At 67.1% G+C, this 17,382-nt stretch carries 14 protein-coding genes; 2 read left to right on the forward strand and 12 right to left on the reverse strand.

All coding sequences use genetic code 11. From position 1 onward, the window contains the following. Positions 1-146: 146 nt before the first annotated feature. The 12 genes from HTA01S_RS06330 to HTA01S_RS06385 all read right to left on the reverse strand — a co-directional run bounded on the left by HTA01S_RS06330 (position 147) and on the right by HTA01S_RS06385 (position 15,199). Positions 147-1,037, reverse strand: coding sequence for a formyltetrahydrofolate deformylase (locus HTA01S_RS06330; RefSeq protein WP_068167918.1), 891 nt, complete (start codon positions 1,035-1,037; stop codon positions 147-149). Beyond that, positions 1,018-1,470 (reverse strand): dihydroneopterin aldolase, encoded by a 453-nt coding sequence (locus HTA01S_RS06335; RefSeq protein WP_068167920.1) that lies wholly within the window; start codon positions 1,468-1,470, stop codon positions 1,018-1,020. The genes HTA01S_RS06330 and HTA01S_RS06335 overlap by 20 nt, the downstream gene beginning before the upstream one ends. Further along, entirely contained in the window at positions 1,467-2,087 is a 621-nt protein-coding gene (locus HTA01S_RS06340) for a sarcosine oxidase subunit gamma (protein WP_169804746.1), read from the reverse strand. The genes HTA01S_RS06335 and HTA01S_RS06340 overlap by 4 nt, the downstream gene beginning before the upstream one ends. Next, complete coding sequence (locus HTA01S_RS06345) at positions 2,080-5,073, reverse strand: sarcosine oxidase subunit alpha family protein (RefSeq protein WP_068167924.1); 2,994 nt, start codon at positions 5,071-5,073, stop codon at positions 2,080-2,082. Before HTA01S_RS06345 ends, HTA01S_RS06340 begins: the two co-directional genes overlap by 8 nt. Beyond that, positions 5,070-5,378, reverse strand: a complete 309-nt coding sequence (locus HTA01S_RS06350) for a sarcosine oxidase subunit delta (protein WP_068167926.1) — start codon at positions 5,376-5,378, stop codon at positions 5,070-5,072. Before HTA01S_RS06350 ends, HTA01S_RS06345 begins: the two co-directional genes overlap by 4 nt. A gap of 180 nt (positions 5,379-5,558) precedes the next feature. Then, the gene (locus tag HTA01S_RS06355) at positions 5,559-6,803 is read right to left on the reverse strand and encodes a sarcosine oxidase subunit beta family protein (RefSeq protein ID WP_068167929.1); all 1,245 of its coding nucleotides are present in this window, start codon (positions 6,801-6,803) and stop codon (positions 5,559-5,561) included. 25 nt (positions 6,804-6,828) lie between these two features. Next, positions 6,829-8,205, reverse strand: coding sequence for an L-serine ammonia-lyase (locus HTA01S_RS06360; protein ID WP_068167931.1), 1,377 nt, complete (start codon positions 8,203-8,205; stop codon positions 6,829-6,831). A gap of 16 nt (positions 8,206-8,221) precedes the next feature. Beyond that, a complete protein-coding gene (glyA, locus tag HTA01S_RS06365) occupies positions 8,222-9,481 on the reverse strand; it encodes a serine hydroxymethyltransferase (protein ID WP_068167935.1) in 1,260 nt (419 codons plus the stop codon). Between the two features lie 303 nt (positions 9,482-9,784). Beyond that, positions 9,785-11,455, reverse strand: coding sequence for a choline dehydrogenase (gene betA / locus HTA01S_RS06370; RefSeq protein WP_068167937.1), 1,671 nt, complete (start codon positions 11,453-11,455; stop codon positions 9,785-9,787). 49 nt (positions 11,456-11,504) lie between these two features. Next, positions 11,505-12,962, reverse strand: coding sequence for a betaine-aldehyde dehydrogenase (gene betB, locus HTA01S_RS06375; RefSeq protein ID WP_068168204.1), 1,458 nt, complete (start codon positions 12,960-12,962; stop codon positions 11,505-11,507). A gap of 95 nt (positions 12,963-13,057) precedes the next feature. Further along, complete coding sequence (locus HTA01S_RS06380; protein WP_245638020.1) at positions 13,058-13,990, reverse strand: choline ABC transporter substrate-binding protein; 933 nt, start codon at positions 13,988-13,990, stop codon at positions 13,058-13,060. Between the two features lie 282 nt (positions 13,991-14,272). Next, a complete protein-coding gene (locus HTA01S_RS06385) occupies positions 14,273-15,199 on the reverse strand; it encodes a DMT family transporter (protein WP_068167941.1) in 927 nt (308 codons plus the stop codon). A gap of 259 nt (positions 15,200-15,458) precedes the next feature. On the opposite strand from HTA01S_RS06385, the gene HTA01S_RS06390 reads away from it, so the two are divergent. Continuing rightward, on the forward strand, positions 15,459-16,430 hold the full coding sequence (locus tag HTA01S_RS06390) for a dipeptidase (RefSeq protein WP_068167943.1): 972 nt from the start codon (positions 15,459-15,461) through the stop codon (positions 16,428-16,430). Between the two features lie 64 nt (positions 16,431-16,494). Then, the gene (locus HTA01S_RS06395) at positions 16,495-17,376 is read left to right on the forward strand and encodes a glycine betaine ABC transporter substrate-binding protein (protein WP_068167945.1); all 882 of its coding nucleotides are present in this window, start codon (positions 16,495-16,497) and stop codon (positions 17,374-17,376) included. The last annotated feature ends 6 nt before the right edge of the window (positions 17,377-17,382 follow it).

Raw genomic sequence — 17,382 nt, forward strand, 5'->3', positions numbered from 1 at the left:
GGCTGCAGAACCAGACCGGCTGCACCCAGCCTTGACCCGACCCTGGTCGTGACTGAGTGAACTTCGCTCACGAACTGCCAGTCCGATGGCGTGCATTCCCGACTGTTGCAGGCTGAACTGAGCCAGTCGTTTCGATGCCGCTGGACCTACCGCAGCACCACCGTCCGCAGTCCGTTGAGGAACACCCGGTGCTCCAGCACGTACCGCAGCGCGCGCCCCAGAGCCAGGCATTCCACGCTCCTGCCTGTGCTCAACAGCAGCTCCGGGCTGTAGGCGTGGTCCACGCGCTCAAGGGCCTGTTCGATGATCGGGCCTTCGTCCAGGTCGCTGGTGGCGAAGTGGGCCGTGGCGCCGATCAGCTTGACCCCACGCGCGTGCGCCTGCTCATAGGGCCGTGCACCCTTGAAGCCGGGCAGGAACGAGTGGTGGATGTTGATGACGCGGCCCGCCAGCTTCTCGCACATCTCCTCCGACAGCACCTGCATGTAGCGCGCCAGCACCACCAGCTCGGCCTCGTGCTGCTCGATGCAGGCCAGCAGTGCCGCTTCCTGCTGCGGCTTGGTGTCGGCGGTGATGGGCAGGTGGTGGAACGGGATACCCTCGGCCACGGCCAGCGGCCCCAGGTCGGCGTGGTTGGATACCACGGCGACGACGTCCATGTTCAGTTCCTTGCGGCGCCACTGGGCCAGCAGGTCGCGCAGGCAGTGGTCGGCCTTGGACACCATGATCATCACGCGCGTGGGGCGGCTGAGGTCGTGGATAGCGCCCTCGGCGCCGTCGAAGCCATCCATCAGCTGGGCGTAGGCCTCGCGCAGCGCGGCGATGCCGCTGGCCTTGTCGCCATCGAGGCGGAACACGATGCGCACGTAGAAGCGCGAGACCAGCGCGTCGTCGAACACCGCGAACTCTTCGATGTAGGCACCGTGCCGCTCCAGCAAGGCCACCATGGCCGCCACCTGGCCCTGCGCACTGGCCACCGCCAGCGTCAGCACATAGCGGGCAGGTTCACGGGTGGATTCATTGGGTGAGGCTTGCATGGGTGTCACCGTGATGCGTGAGGGTTTGGAGAAAGGCGCTCGTCTCGGCCGCCTGCAACCGCAGGGCCTCGAACTCGGCGCGCGAGGAGGCGCGCTCCATGCCCACCACCAGCGCCTGCTGGCTGACGCGCTGTTTGTACAGACCGACCCAGACGTGGCGCACGCGCGGGTCCGAGGCGAAAACGAAGGCCATGACCTGGTTGACCCGCGTTTCCAGCAGCGGCGTGTGCGGCGACTGCGGCCACTCCTGGGTCAGCCAGCGGCACAGCGGCTCGTAGTCGAAGCACTGATCCAACGAACCGGGCATGGCGCTGGCCTCGCCGGTGGTGGTCAGGCTGACCCACACCGGCTGCGCGGCCTGTTCGTTCGCGTAGATGCCCACCGGCAGCTGGGTCTCCAGCCGCTCGATGCGGACGGTCCAGGTCGCGTTCATGGGAAGCGCCGGGTCACCAGGCCACATTCCAGCGTGCAACGCTCCAGCATCAGCCAGACGTAGCCGCTGAAGCTGTTGCGCACCAGCATTTCGTACACCGGCGCCTCATCGGTCTGCCACAGCCAGACCGATGCCTTGAAGAAAACGGAGCCGGCGGCGGAGCCCGGGCGGAACACGCTGGGGTGCAGGTCCAGCGGGCAGCCTTGCGCCAGCACCTCGCGCACCGGCTGGCCGCTCAGGTGCAGCGCGGTGTAGCCGCTGCTGACGTCGGTCACGGCGAAGTGCTGTCCGGCGAGGGGCTGGCGCAGTCTGGCCTCGACGGCGGCGGCCCCGCCCTTGGGGCCGATGACGAACCAGTCGTCCGGACCGACCCAGACCAGGCGGAGCGAATCGTTGGTGACGGTGGTGCAGGCCTGCGTGGGCAGCGTCAGCCCGAGGGCCTGCGACACACCGTCGCGGAAGGCCGGGTCGTCGGGGTTGCCGCGCAGGTTGAGGACGGACAGTCCGTGGCGCCAGCCGGCCAGCAGGGACTGCTCGGTCGAGGCGCGGGCGGTGGGCACGCGGCCCATGGGCGCAAAGGAGCGTTCAGAGATAGGGCGCTGGAGGGTATCAAGCATTTTGGCGCTCCGCTTTGGGATCGAAGAAGACCGGGCTGGCGATGGTGGCCGTGGCGGTGCGGCCGCCCTGCATGGACACATAGACCTTCTCGCCCATGCGGGTCAGGCCGCCCTTGACCAGGGCCATGGCGATGGAGCGTTTCAGGGTCGGGCTCATGTAGCTGGAGGTCACGTGGCCGACCATGGGCGCGGTGGGGCCGGTGGGCGCCTCGTTGAGGATCTGCGCACCCTCGGTCAACACAAAGGCGGGGTCATCCGGCAGCAGACCGACCAGCTGCTTGCGGTCGGTGCGCGCCGTGTCTTCGCGCGTCAGCGAACGTTTGCCCAGGCAGTCCTTGGTCTTGGTGACCAGGCCACCCATGCCCAGGTCCATCGGCGTGACGGAACCGTCGGTGTCCTGCCCGATGATGATGTAGCCCTTCTCGGCGCGCAGCACGTGCATGGTCTCGGTGCCGTACGGGGTGATGTTGAATTCGGCCCCCGCGGCGTGGATCGCCTCCCAGACCTTCAGGCCATCGTTGGCCGCCACGTTGACTTCGTAACAGCGCTCGCCCGAGAAGCTGATGCGCATGATGCGGGCCTTGAACCCGGCCACCGTGCCTTCGCGGTACGACATGAAGGGAAAGGCCGCGTCGTCGAAGTCCACGTCGCTGCAAATCTTCTGCAGCACGGCGCGGCTCTTGGGGCCGGCCACGATGGAGGTGGACCAGTGGTCGGTGGCGCTGGTGAGAAACACCTTGAGGTGCGGCCACTCGGTCTGCAGCCAGCGCTCCATCCAGGCCAGCACGCGCGCCGCGCCGCCCGAGGTGGTGTGCATCAGGTAGTGGTTTTCGGCCAGACGCACGGTCACGCCGTCGTCAAACACCATGCCGTTTTCATCGAGCATCAGGCCGTAGCGGCACTTGCCGATCTCCAGCTTGGACCAGGCATTGCTGTAGATCCAGTTGAGCAGCACGCTCGCGTCCGGACCCTGGATGTCGATCTTGCCCAGCGTGGAGCCGTCGAGCGTGCCCACGCCGTTGCGCACCGCCAGCGTCTCGCGCGCCACCGCGGCGTGCAGGTCTTCGCCGGGCTTGGGGTAGTACCAGGGCCGCTTCCACTGGCCCACGTCTTCAAACAACGCGCCCTGCTTCACGTGCCACTCGTGCATGGCGGTGGTGCGGATCGGGTCGAAGGCATCGCCCAGCTCCAGCCCGGCCACCGCGCCGAAGGTCACCGGCGTGTAGTTCGGGCGGAAGGTGGTCGTGCCCACCTGCGGGATGGACTTGCCCAGCGCCTGGGCCACGATGCCCATGCCGTTGATGTTGCCGGTCTTGCCCTGCTCGGTGCCGAAGCCCATGGCGGTATAGCGCTTGACGTGCTCGATGGATTCGAAGCCTTCGCGCACCGCGAGGTGGATGTCGGACGCGGCCACGTCGTTCTGCAGGTCGACGAACTGCTTGGGCGCGCGGCTGACCGGCTTGGCGTGCGGCACCAGCCAGAGGGCGCGGATGCTGCCCGCGTCCTGCGCCGCCACGGCCGGGGCCGCCGCCGCGCCCGCCGACAGACCCAGCGCCTTCAGCGCCTGGGCACCGGCCGCCGCGCCGTCGTCGGCACTGGCCTTGAGCGTGAGCTGACCGGCGCAGGCGCCGGCCGAGATCTCGGACTGCGCCGGCGCGCCCGGCAGGAAGGCCGCCTGCGCATCGTTCCAGACCGCCTTGCTGCCGGCCTGGCACTGCAGGTGGACCACCGGGCTGACGCCGCCCGAGAGGGCGACCAGGTCGCAAGCGATGTCACGCACCGAGCCACTGAGCCGGTCCTGGCCGTCGATGGCCTGCACCAGCACGCCGCTCACGCGCTGGCCGCCGCGCGCTTCGGTGATGACGTGGCCGGCCAGCACCGAGATGCCTTGGGCCTTGGCCCGCTGGCTCAGCGAACCGCTGGGCTGTGCACGCGCATCCACCACCTGCACGCTGGCGCCCGCCGCCTTGAGCGCCAGGGCCGCGTCGTAGCCGGCGTCGTTGTTGGTGAACACCACGGCGTTGCGGCCGGGCAGCACCGCGTAGCGACGGATGTAGGTAGACACGGCGCCGGCCAACATGATGCCGGGCAGGTCGTTGTTGCCGAACACCAGTGGGCGCTCGTGCGCACCGGTGGCGATCACCACCCGCTTGGCCCGTACGCGCCACAGGCGCTCGCGGAACACCGGGGCCCGCTCGGCCGGCAGGTGGTCACCGCGGCGCTCGACCAGGGTCACCAGATCGTGGTCCTGGTAACCGAAGGCCGTGGTGCGTGGCAGCACGGTCACGTCGGGCAGCGCTGCCAGTTCGGCCAGCGCCTGGGCCACCCACTGGGCGGCCGACTGACCGTCCACCTGTTCGTCGCTGGACAGCAGCCAGCCGCCCGCCTCGGCCTGCTCATCGCACAGCACCACGCGGGCACCGGCGCGGGCCGCCGTGAGCGCGGCCGTCAGGCCGGCGATGCCGGCGCCGACCACCAGCACGTCGCAATGCGCATAACGCTTGTCGTAGCGATCGGGGTCGTGTTCGGTGGGCGAATGGCCCAGGCCACTGGCCGCGCGGATGTGCTTCTCGAAGAAGTGCCATGCGGCCTGCGAGGCCATGAAGGTCTTGTAGTAGAAGCCGGCCGGGATCAGGCGCGAGAACCAGCCGTTGACCGCGCCGGTGTCGAACTCGATGCTGGGCTTGGCGTGGATCGAGCGCGCGCTCAGGCCTTCGACCAGCGCCACCTCGGTCATGCGCGCGTTGGGCACGGTGCGGGCACCGTCGAACAGCTGCACCAGCGCATTGGGCTCTTCCACTCCGGCGGACAGGATGCCGCGCGGGCGGTGGTACTTCCAACTGCGCGCCACCATGCTCACACCATTGGCCAGCAGGGCCGAGGCCAGCGTGTCGCCCTCCAGGCCCTGGTAGGCCCTGCCGTTGAAGTTGAAGTTCAGCGTGCGGCGGCGGTCGATGCGGCCGCCGGTGGACAAGCGGGCGGTCATTGCGCGGCTCCTTCGTTGACGATGGCCGCGAACTCGGCTGGCGGGTGCTCTCCGATCTTCCAGGTCGCTTCAAAGCGGTAGCTCACCGTGTGGCGCAGCGCGTTGAACCAGCGACCGCAGCCGCTGGCGTGGCGCCACTGCTCATGCTGCAGCCCTTTGGGGTTCTTGCGCATGAACACGTAGTCGCCCCACTCGGTGTCGCTCATGGCCTCGGCGTTCAGCGGACGGACGATGCCGCCCTCCCCGCCGCAGGTGAATTCGATCTCGGCACGGGTGCCGCAGAAGGGACAGTTGATTTGCAACATGGTTTTCTTTCTCAAAGAACGGGGCGCAGGGGGTTAGCACAAGCGCCGCCGGCGCGAAGTGCCTGTGTCCAGGGCACCCGTGGAACCGGCTTCGCCGGGCCACAGGGTGCGTCCCCCTCGAAGCGCCGAAGGCGCGCCACGGAGGGGGAAGCCGCGCAGCGGCGCAGGGGGTGCTTCATATCAATGAGCAACGCCTGCTGCGCCATGCTCATCAATTAAGTGACCGTTGTAGAAACGGTTCAGCGACAGCGCTTCGTTGAGCGCGTGCGGGCGGTCTTGCGCCACGGTGTGGGCCATGGCCCAGCCCGAGCCGGGCGTGGCCTTGAAGCCGCCGGTGCCCCAGCCACAGTTGATGTAGAGGCCCTTGACCGGCGTGAGGCCAATGATGGGACAGGCGTCGGGCGAGACATCGACGATGCCGCCCCACTGCCGGTTCATGCGCACGCGCGAGAACATCGGGAACATCTCCACGATGGCCTGCAGCGTGTGTTCGATGGTGTGGTAACTGCCGCGCTGGCCGTAGCCGTTGTACTGGTCCACGCCCGCGCCGATCACCAGGTCGCCCTTGTCGGACTGGCTGATGTAGGCGTGGATGGCGTTGCTCATCAGCACGCAGGGGAAGATGGGCTTGAGCGGCTCGGACACCAGCGCCTGCAGCGGCTTGCTTTCGATGGGCAGGCGGATGTCGGCCATGCTGGCCATCACGCTGGAATGCCCGGCCGCGACGATGGCGACCTTCTTGGCCTTGATGAAGCCCTTGACCGTGTCCACCCCGACCACGGCACCGCCTTCGCGGCGGATGCCGGTGACCTCGCAGTTCTGGATCAGGTCCACGCCGCGCGCATCGGCAGCGCGGGCGAAACCCCAGGCCACCGCGTCGTGCCGGGCCACGCCGCCGCGGCGCTGCAACGAAGCGCCCAACACCGGATAGCGCGTGTTCAGGTTGATGTAGGGGATCATTTCCTTGATCTGCGCCGGCGTGACCACCTCGCCGTCCACCCCGTTCAAGCGGTTGGCGTTGACGCGGCGCTCGATGTCGCGCATCTCCTGCAGCGTGTGGCCCAGGTTGAGCACCCCGCGCTGGCTGAACATGACGTTGTAGTTCAGGTCCTGCGACAGGCCTTCCCACAGCTGCATGGACTTTTCATACAGCGCGGTGGACTCGTCCCACAAGTAGTTGGAGCGCACGATGGTGGTGTTGCGCGCCGTGTTGCCACCGCCCAGGTAGCCCTTCTCAATCACCGCGATGTTGCGCAGGCCGTGTTCCTTGGCCAGGTAGTAGGCGGTGGCCAGTCCGTGCCCACCGCCGCCCACGACAACGACGTCGTACTCACGCTTCGGCTCGGGCGAGCGCCACTGCTTCTGCCAGCCCTCGTGGTAGGACATGCTGTTGCGCAGCAGTGACCAGATGGAAAAATGTTGCATGGGGGGGTTCCTTCTCTCGTTCTCTTCAGCACTCGACAATGTTCACGGCCAGACCCCCGCGCGAGGTCTCCTTGTATTTCGTCAGCATGTCGGCGCCGGTTTGCCGCATGGTGCGGATGACCTTGTCCAGGCTGACGAAATGCGTGCCATCGCCACGCAGTGCCATGCGGGAGGCGTTGATGGCTTTGACGGAGGCGACGGCGTTGCGCTCGATGCAGGGGATCTGCACCAGACCGCCGATGGGGTCGCAGGTCAGGCCCAGGTGGTGCTCCATGCCGATCTCGGCCGCGTTCTCCACCTGCTCGGGCGTGCCGCCTATGACCTGCGCCAGCGCACCGGCCGCCATCGAGCAGGCCACGCCCACCTCGCCCTGGCAGCCGACCTCGGCGCCCGAGATCGAGGCGTTTTCCTTGTAGAGGATGCCGATCGCCGCGGCGGTCAGCAGGAAGTCGATCACGCCCTGTTCGTTCGCGCCGGGCACGAAGCGCGTGTAGTAGTGCAGCACTGCCGGCACGATGCCGGCCGCGCCGTTGGTGGGCGCCGTCACGACGCGACCGCCGGCCGCGTTCTCCTCGTTGACCGCCAGCGCGTACAGGTTGATCCAGTCCATCACCTGCAGCGGGTCCTTCAACGCGGCCTCGGGGTGCGCGGTGAGCGAGCGGTACAGCTCGGCCGCGCGGCGCTTGACCTGGAAGCCGCCGGGCAACACGCCCTCGGTGGCCACGCCACGCTTCACGCAGGCCTGCATCACGGCCCAGATCCGCAGCAGCCCCGAACGCACCGCCGCCGCATCGCGCCAGGCCAGCTCGTTGTGCCACATCAGCTGCGCGATGCTCAGCCCGCTCTCGGCGCAGCGCTGCAGCAGCTCGTCGCCGGTGGTGAAGGGGTACGGCAAGACCGTGGCGTCGGGCACCAGCGCGGGTTCACCCGCTTCGCTCTGTTGGATCACGAAACCACCGCCGATGGAGTAGTAGGTTTTCTCCAGCAAGACCTCGCCGCTGCCATCGAAGGCGAACAGGCGCATGCCGTTGGGGTGGAAGGGCAAGGCCTTGCGCAGGAACTTCAGTCCCTCGCGCTCGTTGAAGGCGATGCGGTTCGTGCCCAGCAGGTTCAGCGACTGCGACTCGCGCAGGGCCGCCAGGCGAGGAGCGATCGCGTCGGGGTCGATCAGGTCGGGCGCTTCGCCTTCCAGCCCCAGCAGCACGGCCTTGTCGCTGCCGTGGCCCTTGCCGGTGGCGCCCAGGGAACCGTACAGCTCGCAGCGCACCGATATCACGGCGGGCAGCAGGCCGCCATCGCGCAGGGCCTGCGCGAACAGCAGCGCCGCGCGCATGGGGCCGACCGTGTGCGAGCTGCTCGGCCCGATGCCGATCTTGAACAGGTCGAAGGTGCTCAGTGCCATGGTGGGTGACCGGGGTTCAGCCGTAGACCGGGAAGGCCGCGGTCAGCGCGGCCACGTCGGCGCGCACACGGGCGATCACGGCCTCGTCCTCGGGGTGGTCGAGCAGGTCGGCGATCAGGTGGCCCACCTGGATGGCCTCGGCTTCCTTGAAACCGCGCGTGGTCATGGCCGGCGAGCCCAGGCGCACGCCGCTGGTCACCATCGGCTTCTCTGGGTCGTTGGGGATGGCGTTTTTGTTGACCGTGATGTGGGCGCTGCCCAGCAGGGCTTCGGCGGCCTTGCCGGTCATTCCCTTGGCGCGCAGGTCCACCAGCATCACGTGGCTTTCGGTGCGACCGCTGACGATGCGCAGGCCGCGCGCCACCAGGGTGTCGGCCAGCGCGGCGGCGTTCTTCACCACCTGCTGCTGGTAGGCCCTGAACTCGGGGCTCAGCGCCTCACCGAAGGCCACGGCCTTGGCCGCGATCACGTGCATCAGCGGGCCACCCTGCAGGCCGGGGAAGATGGCGCTGTTGATCGCCTTCTCGTGCTCGGGGCGCATCAGGATGATGCCGCCGCGCGGTCCGCGCAGGCTTTTGTGCGTGGTGCTGGTGACGATGTCGGCGTGCGGGATCGGGTTGGGGTACTCGCCGGCGGCGATCAGGCCGGCGTAGTGAGCCATGTCCACCATCAGCAGCGCGCCGACGTCCTTGGCGACCTTGGCGAAACGCTCGAAGTCGATGCGCAGCGCGTAGGCCGAGGCGCCGGCGATGATGATCTTGGGCTTCGATTCGTGGGCCTTGCGTTCCATCGCGTCGTAGTCGATCTCTTCCTTGTCGTTCAGGCCGTAGCTGACCACGTTGAACCACTTGCCGCTCATGTTCAGCGCCATGCCGTGCGAGAGGTGGCCGCCTTCGGCCAGGTTCATGCCCATGAAGGTGTCGCCCGGCTTCATGAAGGCCATGAACACGGCCTCGTTGGCTTGCGCACCCGAGTGCGCCTGCACGTTGGCGGCCCAGCCGTGCTGGTCGGCGCCAAAGAGTTGTTTGACGCGGTCGATGGCGAGTTGCTCGGCCTGGTCGACGAACTCGCAGCCACCGTAGTAGCGGCGGCCCGGATAGCCTTCGGCGTACTTGTTGGTGAGCTGGCTGCCCTGGGCCATCATCACCGCGGGCGAGGTGTAGTTCTCGCTGGCGATCAGCTCGATGTGCTGTTCCTGGCGCTGGTGCTCCTGCTGGACGATGGACCACAGCGCGGGGTCGGTGGCCTGGAGAGACTGATCGCGGTAGCTGAACATGGGGTGTTTCCTCGGGTCTTGTAGGGGGGTTCGAACTGGGATGAATCTTCGTTTTCATCGCCTGGAGGCGCTGTGCTGATCGCGCCAATTTCTGTTCCCGATTCGACATGTGCACGCGTCGGATTCCGACATGCCACGGGCAGTGACACAGGGAGAGCACACAGAATCCACCCGGAGCGCGTGCCCGGGTCCAGGGCACCCGTGGAACCGGCTCTGCCGGGCCACAGGGTGCGTCCCCCTCGAAGCGCCGAAGGCGCGCCACGGAGGGGGAAGCCGCGTCAGCGGCTCAGGGGGTGCTTCACTTCAGCGCTGTTGCGTCTGCCAGTGCGGATGCAGCCAGACGGGTGCATCCGATGGCGGCAGTGCCTGGCCCTTGATCGCGTCCGCGATCTTCTCGGCCATCATGATGGTCGGCACGTTCAGGTTGCCGCTGACGATGAGCGGCATGATGGAGGCGTCCACCACACGCAGGGCCTGCACGCCGTGCACCCGCCCCTCTCCATCCACCACCGCCATATCGTCATGCCCCATGCGGCAGGAGCAGCTGGGGTGGTAGGCGGTTTCGGCCTGGTTGCGGATGTGTTCGTCGATCTCTGCATCGCTTTGCACCTGGGCGGTGGGCGAGAGCTCTTCGCCGCGAAAGCGGTGGAAGGCGTTTTGCGCAAACACCTCGCGCGTGAGGCGGATGGCGGCGCGGAACTCCTTGCGGTCCTGGTCGGTGCTCATGTAGTTGAAGCGGATTTCGGGCGCGTCGCGGTGGCTGGCGCTGCGGATGCGCACATGGCCGCGGCTGGTCGATCGCATGGGGCCGACATGGGCCTGGAAGCCGTGGCCCGCCACCGTCGCGCTGCCGTCGTAACGCACGGCCATCGGCAGGAAGTGGTACTGCAGGTCGGGGTGCCTGACACCGGCGTCGCTGCGGATGAAGCCGCCGGACTCGAAGTGGTTGGTCGCCCCCAGACCCGTGCGCGTGAGCAGCCACTGCGCGCCGATGGCGCCCATGGCGAGCGGCTTGGTGGCCGAGTACAGCGTGATCGGCTCCTTGCAGGCGTACTGCACATAGGTTTCCAGGTGGTCCTGCAGGTTTTCGCCGACGCCCGCACGCGCGGCCACCACCGGGATGCCCAGCGGACGCAGCAGGTCCGGGTGGCCCACACCGGAGAGCTGCAGCAACTGCGGTGACTGGATGGCCCCGGCGCTGAGGATGACTTCGCGCTGCGCCCGGTAGACCACCTTCTGCCCGCCCTGCTCCACCTCGACGCCGACCGCCCGGGGCAGGTCCTTGCCTTCGAACAGGATGCGCGAGACGGCGGTGCCGGTGTGCAGCGTGACGTTGCCGCGCTTGAGCGCCGGGCGCAGGTAGGCCATGGCCGTGCTCCAGCGCCGGCCCTTGTGCACCGTCATGTCCATGGGACCGAAGCCCTCCTGCCGGTGGCCGTTCATGTCGGCGGTGTAGCCATAACCGGCTTCCTGCCCGGCTTCGATGAAGGCCTTGTAGAGCGGGTTCTCGCAACGTCCGGTGGACACCTTCAACGGACCGTCCGAGCCGCGGTAGTGATCGCCGCCCTGCTCCCGGGTTTCGGACTTGCGGAAATACGGCAGGCAGTTCGCGTAACGCCATTCGGGCAGACCGAACTGCTCGGCCCAGCCGTTGTAGTCCTCGGCGTGGCCGCGGATATAGACCATGCCGTTGATGCTGCTGGAGCCGCCAATGGTCTTGCCGCGCGGGCAATGGATGCGGCGGTTGTTCATGCCGGGGTCGGCCTCGGCCTCGAACTGCCAGCTGTAGCGCGGGTTGGCCATCGGGTAGGCGAACGCGCTGGGCATGTGGATGAACAGGTTGTGGTCCATCGGGCCGGCCTCGATCACCAGGATCTTCACGTCCAGGTCTTCGCCCAGGCGGTAGGCCAGTGTGCTGCCAGCCGAGCCTGCGCCGATGATGATGTAGTCGAACGCTGCGGCGGGCTTGGTCATGCGGAAAGAGCGTGTGCGGCGATGTGAGGGAGACAGGGGAAAGACCGGCTCAGCGGTAGCCAGTCGCCACCTCGCCTAGCTCAACATACACGGTCTTGAGCTGCGTGTAGTGGTCCAGGGCGGCCATGCTGTTCTCGGAGCCGATGCCGGATTCACCGACGCCGCCGAACGGCATCTCGATGGGCGTGATGTTGTAGTTGTTGATCCAGCAGATGCCGGCCCGGATCTGCGCGGCCACGCGGTGGCCGCGTTGCAGGTCGGTGGTGAACACGCCGGCGGCCAGACTAAAACGCGACTGGTTGGCACGCGCGATGGCCTCGGCTTCGGTGTCGAAGGTCAGCATGGAGAGCACCGGCCCGAAGATTTCCTCGCGCACGATGCGCATATCGTCTCGGCAATCGGCAAAGATCGTCGGCGCCACGAACTGGTCGCCCAGGCCCTCGACCGCGACCCGCTCACCCCCGCAGACCAGCGTCGCCCCCTCGGCCTGTCCGCTGGCGATGTAATCCATCACCCGGGCGGTGTGGGCCTCGGAAATCAGGGCGCCGATCTCGGTGTCGGGGTCCGTCGGGTCGCCCACGCGCAGCAGCAGCGTGCGCTCCTTCAGGCGGGCCAGAAACCGCGGGGCGATGCCGCGCTGCACGAACACCCGGGTGCAGTTGGTGCAGACCTCGCCCTGGGTGTAGAAATTGCCCATCATCGCGGCCGCGACCGCCTGCTCCAGGTCGGCGTCGTCGAACACCAGCAGCGGCGATTTCCCGCCCAGCTCCATCGTCACCCGCTTCAACGTGCCGGCCGCCGTTTCCATGACCCGTTTGCCCGTGGGCACCGACCCGGTGACCGAGACCTTGGCCACGTCCGGGTGGGCCGCCAGCATGGCACCCACCGCCCCGCGCCCCTGCACCACGTTGAACACGCCCGGCGGCACGCCGGCCTCCAGGTACACCTCGGCCAGCTTCACGGCGGTGGCCGGTGTCAGCTCCGAGGGCTTGAAAATCATCGCGTTGCCCGCCGCCAGCGCGGGCGCCGATTTCCAGCAGGCGATCTGGATCGGGTAGTTCCAGGCCCCGATGCCCACGCACACGCCCAGCGGTTCCTTGCGGGTGTAGGCAAACGCGTTCTTCAGCGGGTACTGCTGGCCGGTCAGCGTCGCGGCCGCGCCCGCGAAATACTCAATGCAGTCCGCGCCGCTCATCACGTCCACGACCAGGGCCTCTTGAATCGGCTTGCCGCAGTCCCGCACCTCCAGCGCCGCCAGCTCGTGATTGCGCTCGCGCAGGATGTCGGCCGCCCGGCGCAGGATGCGCCCCCGCTCGGTGGCGCTCATCGCCGACCACAGCGCAAAGCCCGCCCCCGCGGCCTCCACCGCCCGGTTCACGTCGTCCTGCGTGGCTTCGTGCACGACGGCGTAAGCCCGCCCGGTCGCCGGGTTGACCGACTCAAAAACCTGCCCCCCGCCGTTGACGGTTTGGCCGTTGATGAAACTGAACAGGGTTGTGGGATTCATGACCATCCTTGCGGGGCCCGGCCCATGCAGGCCGGGCGCTCGGGGCCGCACACCGGCCACCCCCACACGGATGGAGGCCGGCGGTGCGGGCGGGTTTATTTCGCGAGAGCGGCCTTGACCGCGTCCAGGCCGGGCTTGCCATCGAACGTGGTCACGCCCGCCAGCCACTGGTCCACCGTGCCCGGGTTCTTTTTGAGGTAGGCCCGCGCCGCGACGTTGGGTTTGACCTTGTTGAGGATGGGGCCCATCACCTCGTTCTCGATGGTGGTGCTGAACTGCAGGTTCTTGAGGAAGGCGTAGACATTGGGGCAGCGCTTTTCATAGGACGGCGGGACCGCCGTGTAGACCTTGGCTTCACCCAGGTTCGGCCCGAACACGTCGTCGCCCCCCGCGAGGTAGCTCATCTTGATCTGCACGTTCATCGGGTGCGGCTCCCAGCCCAGGAACACGATGGCCTTCTGCTCCTTGCCCGCGCGCTGCGCCTCGACCAGCATGCCCGCCTCGCTGGACTCCACCAGCTTGAACGGCTTCAGGCCGAACTTGTTGTCCTTGATCATCCCCGCGATCAGGGCGTTGCCGTCGTTGCCGGGTTCGATCCCGTGGATCTTGCCCCCCAGTTCCTTCTCGAACCTGGCGATGTCGGCAAAGGTCTTGAGACCTTTGTCGTACAGGTAGGTCGGCACGGCCAGCGTGTACTTGGCGCCCACCAGGTTGGGTGTCTCCAGCACCTTGATGTCACCCGCCTTCACGAAGGGCTCGATGACCGGCGTCATGGACGGGTTCCAGTAGCCCAGGAACACGTCGATCTGCTTTTTCTTCATGCCCGCGAAGACGATGGGCACGGACGCGATGGTGACCCTGGGCTGGTAGCCCAGGCCTTCGAGCACCACCGAGGCCAGCCCCGTGGTGGCCGCGATGTCGCTCCAGCCCACGTCCGCAAAGTTGACGGTCTTGCAACCGGCGTCTTCGGCAAAGGCCTGCTGCCCCGTCAACAAGCTCACCGCGGCGAGTATTCCTGCTACCTTCATCTGCATGTTTGCTCCAGCTGGAAAAGACGACGCAGGCGCCCGGATGGTCGTTGACCAGGCCGTGCCGCGCCAGTTGGGAACACACCCCCGGGCAAGGGGCGCGGGAAGCGTCCGCCGCCACCACCAACGGCTTGGAACGGCTTGTAACGCCAGGCCATGATGCGGGGCATCGGCGCCTGGCGATTCGCTGAACACGCCAGTTTCTGGCCTGATTCCGACATGCAACGGGGCGACCTCACCGTGAATCGGCCGCCATCGCAACGAGCCGCTGGCGGAAAAAGCTCACGGCGGCGCAGCGTTCACCTTGCGTGAGAAGGCGACAGGGCGAGAGGCCAGGTAGACGCCGGGTAAGAGCAGCATGCCACCCCATAGGTGGTACCAGCCCAGGGATTCACCGAGCAGCCACCAGCCCGCCACGGCCCCATAGAGCGGGCCCAGGTACAGGGTGGCAGCCACCTTGCTGGCGCCCAGGACCTGCTGCGACCAGCCGTACAGGCTGAAGGCCATCAGGCCCGGAACCAGGGCCGCGGTGAGCCCCATCAAGAGGGCCTCGGTGCCTATCGCGGGAGCAAAGGGCGAAGACATCTCCCAGACCGCCCCCGCGGCCAGCACAGGCAGTGCGCCCCAGGCGGCGGCGGCCAAACGGGCGGCCGCTCCCAACGGACTGCGCCAGGCCTCCAGCAGGAGCGCGTAGAGCGCCCAGCAGACCACGCTGGTCAGAATCCAGAGATCCCCTTCGACGAACCGGAACTCGGAAAGGCTCATCCAGTTGCCCTGCACGATGACATGCAACACGCCGGCCAATGCCAGCACCAGGCCCGTCCACTGAAGGCCACCCATCCGTTCTCTCAACCACGCCGCCGAACTCACGGCGATGAGCGCCGGTGCAGCGGAGTAGATCAGGGCGATGTTGGTGGCGCTGGTCGTCCGACCGCCGATGTACACCCACGCCCCGCAGGCCACCATGCCCAGAAAGCCCAGCACCAGGTACTGGTACCAGTTCTGGACCAGGTGGCGCCATTCCCGCCGCAGCTCGTCGCGCACCAGCCAGCTCAGCAACACGCCGGCCAATCCCCAGCGCATGAAACCCAGCGTGTAGGGCCCGACAACCCCCGGCGCCATACGGGCCAGCAGGTTGTTGACCGTCCACATGAGCGGGATCAGCCAGATGGACCACATGGCGAGCCGGATGTTTGCGTTTGACCGCATGGAAGGTGCTTTCAGGGGGGAGGGTGAGCGGCTGGAAAAAACAGCCCGGATTGTCTCAGCAGCGTCCGGCGCCCCGGCAGAAAAAAGCGGCTGAAAACCTGCGGTCGGTACCCGTCGGCCGCCATGTCGTTTCTGAGCAAGTGCGCGTCTGTCGTGCACAAGCTCGCCAGGGACCGCGCCACAACAATGAACGCACTCGACAGCACCGCCTAACACAGAACCACGTCTTATTCGCGTAAACCCTTACCACCCTCAACCCATGAGCAACTTGCACCAGGACGCCATCGTCATCGACGGTCTCATCATCTCGAAGTGGGACCGTTCGGTCTTCGAGGACATGAAAAAGGGCGGCCTGACCGCCGCCAACTGCACCGTCTCCGTGTGGGACGATTTCAAGAGCACGGTGCACAACATCGCCCAGATGAAGAAGTCCATCCGCGAGAACAGCGACCTGCTGACCCTGGTGCGCAGCACGGCCGACATCGAACAGGCCAAGAAGGACGGCAAGACCGGGATCATCCTCGGGTTCCAGAACGCGCATGCCTTCGAAGACCACCTGGGGTACGTCGAAGCCTTCGCCGACATGGGCGTGCGCGTGGTCCAGCTTTGCTACAACACGCAGAACCTGATCGGTACCGGCTGCTACGAACGCGACGGCGGCCTCTCGGGCTACGGCCGCGAGGTGATCGGCGAGATGAACCGCGTCGGGATCATGGTGGACCTGTCCCACGTGGGCGCCAAGACCTCCGAGGAAGCGATCCTCGAATCGAAGAAGCCGGTAACCTACAGCCACTGCCTGCCCGCGGGCCTGAAGGAGCACCCGCGCAACAAGAGCGACGAGCAGCTCAAGTTCATCGCCGACCGCGGCGGCTTCATCGGCGTGACCATGTTCCCGCCCTTCCTCCGGCGCGGCATCGAGTCCACCGTGGACGACTACGTGGAAGCGATCGACTACGTGATCAACCTGGTCGGTGAAGACTGCGTGGGCGTCGGCACCGACCACACGCAGGGCTACGGACAGGAGTTCTTCGACCACATCACCCACGACAAAGGCCGTGGTCGTCGCCTCACCAACTTCGGCACCGTGCAGAACCCGCTGGGCATCCGCACCATCGGCGAAATGCCCAACCTGACGGCCGCCATGGAGCGCGCCGGCTGGCCGGCCAGCAAGATCACAAAGGTCATGGGGCGCAACTGGCTCCGTGTTTTTGGTGAAGTGTGGAGTGTGTAGTTCAAGTCGCCCCGCCCCCCGGGCCTTTCTCGCTTTCTTCTATCCATCGCAGGAGTTCCCCATCATGATCAAGTCGCAGCAACCGTCCCCCCGTCCCCGCCGAACGTTTCTGGCCCAGTCGCTGGGTCTGACCGCGCTGGCCGCCACGGGCATGGGCGCCCTGGCGCAATCCAAGTCCGCGCTCAAGATCGGTTTCGTGGACGGCTGGTCCGACAGCGTGGCGACCACGCACCTGGCCGCGGCCATCATCCGCAGCAAGCTGGGTCACCCGGTGGAACTGGTGCCGCTGGCCGCCGGCATCATGTGGCAAGGCGTGGCGCGTGGTGACCTGGACATGACCCTGTCGGCCTGGTTGCCCGTCACCCACGAGGCCTATCTGACCAACTTCAAGGACAAGGTGCAGATCATCGGCGCCAACTACCCGGGCGCCAAGATCGGCCTGATCGTGCCGGAGTACGTCAAGGCCACCAGCCTGACGGACCTGAACAACTTCCGTGCCGACTTCGACAACCGCATCGTCGGCATCGACGCCGGAGCCGGCGTGATGAAGAAGACCGAAGAGGCCATCAAGGCCTACGGCCTGGAGATGCGCCTGCTGCCCAGCTCCGGCCCCGCCATGGCGGCCGAGCTGGACCGCGCCTACCGCGCCAACAAGGCCATCGCCGTGACCGGCTGGATCCCGCACTGGATGTTCGCCAAGTACAAGCTGCGCTTCCTGGCCGATCCCAAGAACATCTACGGCGCCGAAGAACATGTGGACAGCGTGATCAACCCCGGCCTGAACGCCAAGGCCCCGTCGGTCGTGGCCTTCCTCAAGAAGTTCTCCTGGAAGCCCGAGGAGATCGGCGCGGTGATGCTGGCCGTCGAAGGCGGCAGCAAGCCCGCCGCCGCCGCCGAAAAGTGGATGGCCGACAACGCGGCGCGCGTCGCCGAGTGGACCTCCTGAACGGAA

Source organism: Hydrogenophaga taeniospiralis CCUG 15921 (genome assembly GCF_001592305.1).
GTDB classification, from domain to species: domain Bacteria; phylum Pseudomonadota; class Gammaproteobacteria; order Burkholderiales; family Burkholderiaceae_C; genus Hydrogenophaga; species Hydrogenophaga taeniospiralis.

Bases quoted from the DNA above. Each gene is read 5' to 3' on its own strand.
- HTA01S_RS06330 (WP_068167918.1), bottom strand. From the start codon at position 1,037: ATGCAAGCCTCACCCAATGAATCCACCCGTGAACCTGCCCGCTATGTG.
- HTA01S_RS06335 (WP_068167920.1), bottom strand. From the start codon at position 1,470: ATGAACGCGACCTGGACCGTCCGCATCGAGCGGCTGGAGACCCAGCTG.
- HTA01S_RS06340 (WP_169804746.1), bottom strand. From the start codon at position 2,087: ATGCTTGATACCCTCCAGCGCCCTATCTCTGAACGCTCCTTTGCGCCC.
- HTA01S_RS06345 (WP_068167924.1), bottom strand. From the start codon at position 5,073: ATGACCGCCCGCTTGTCCACCGGCGGCCGCATCGACCGCCGCCGCACG.
- HTA01S_RS06350 (WP_068167926.1), bottom strand. From the start codon at position 5,378: ATGTTGCAAATCAACTGTCCCTTCTGCGGCACCCGTGCCGAGATCGAA.
- HTA01S_RS06355 (WP_068167929.1), bottom strand. From the start codon at position 6,803: ATGCAACATTTTTCCATCTGGTCACTGCTGCGCAACAGCATGTCCTAC.
- HTA01S_RS06360 (WP_068167931.1), bottom strand. From the start codon at position 8,205: ATGGCACTGAGCACCTTCGACCTGTTCAAGATCGGCATCGGGCCGAGC.
- glyA (WP_068167935.1), bottom strand. From the start codon at position 9,481: ATGTTCAGCTACCGCGATCAGTCTCTCCAGGCCACCGACCCCGCGCTG.
- betA (WP_068167937.1), bottom strand. From the start codon at position 11,455: ATGACCAAGCCCGCCGCAGCGTTCGACTACATCATCATCGGCGCAGGC.
- betB (WP_068168204.1), bottom strand. From the start codon at position 12,962: ATGAATCCCACAACCCTGTTCAGTTTCATCAACGGCCAAACCGTCAAC.
- HTA01S_RS06380 (WP_245638020.1), bottom strand. From the start codon at position 13,990: ATGAAGGTAGCAGGAATACTCGCCGCGGTGAGCTTGTTGACGGGGCAG.
- HTA01S_RS06385 (WP_068167941.1), bottom strand. From the start codon at position 15,199: ATGCGGTCAAACGCAAACATCCGGCTCGCCATGTGGTCCATCTGGCTG.
- HTA01S_RS06390 (WP_068167943.1), top strand. From the start codon at position 15,459: ATGAGCAACTTGCACCAGGACGCCATCGTCATCGACGGTCTCATCATC.
- HTA01S_RS06395 (WP_068167945.1), top strand. From the start codon at position 16,495: ATGATCAAGTCGCAGCAACCGTCCCCCCGTCCCCGCCGAACGTTTCTG.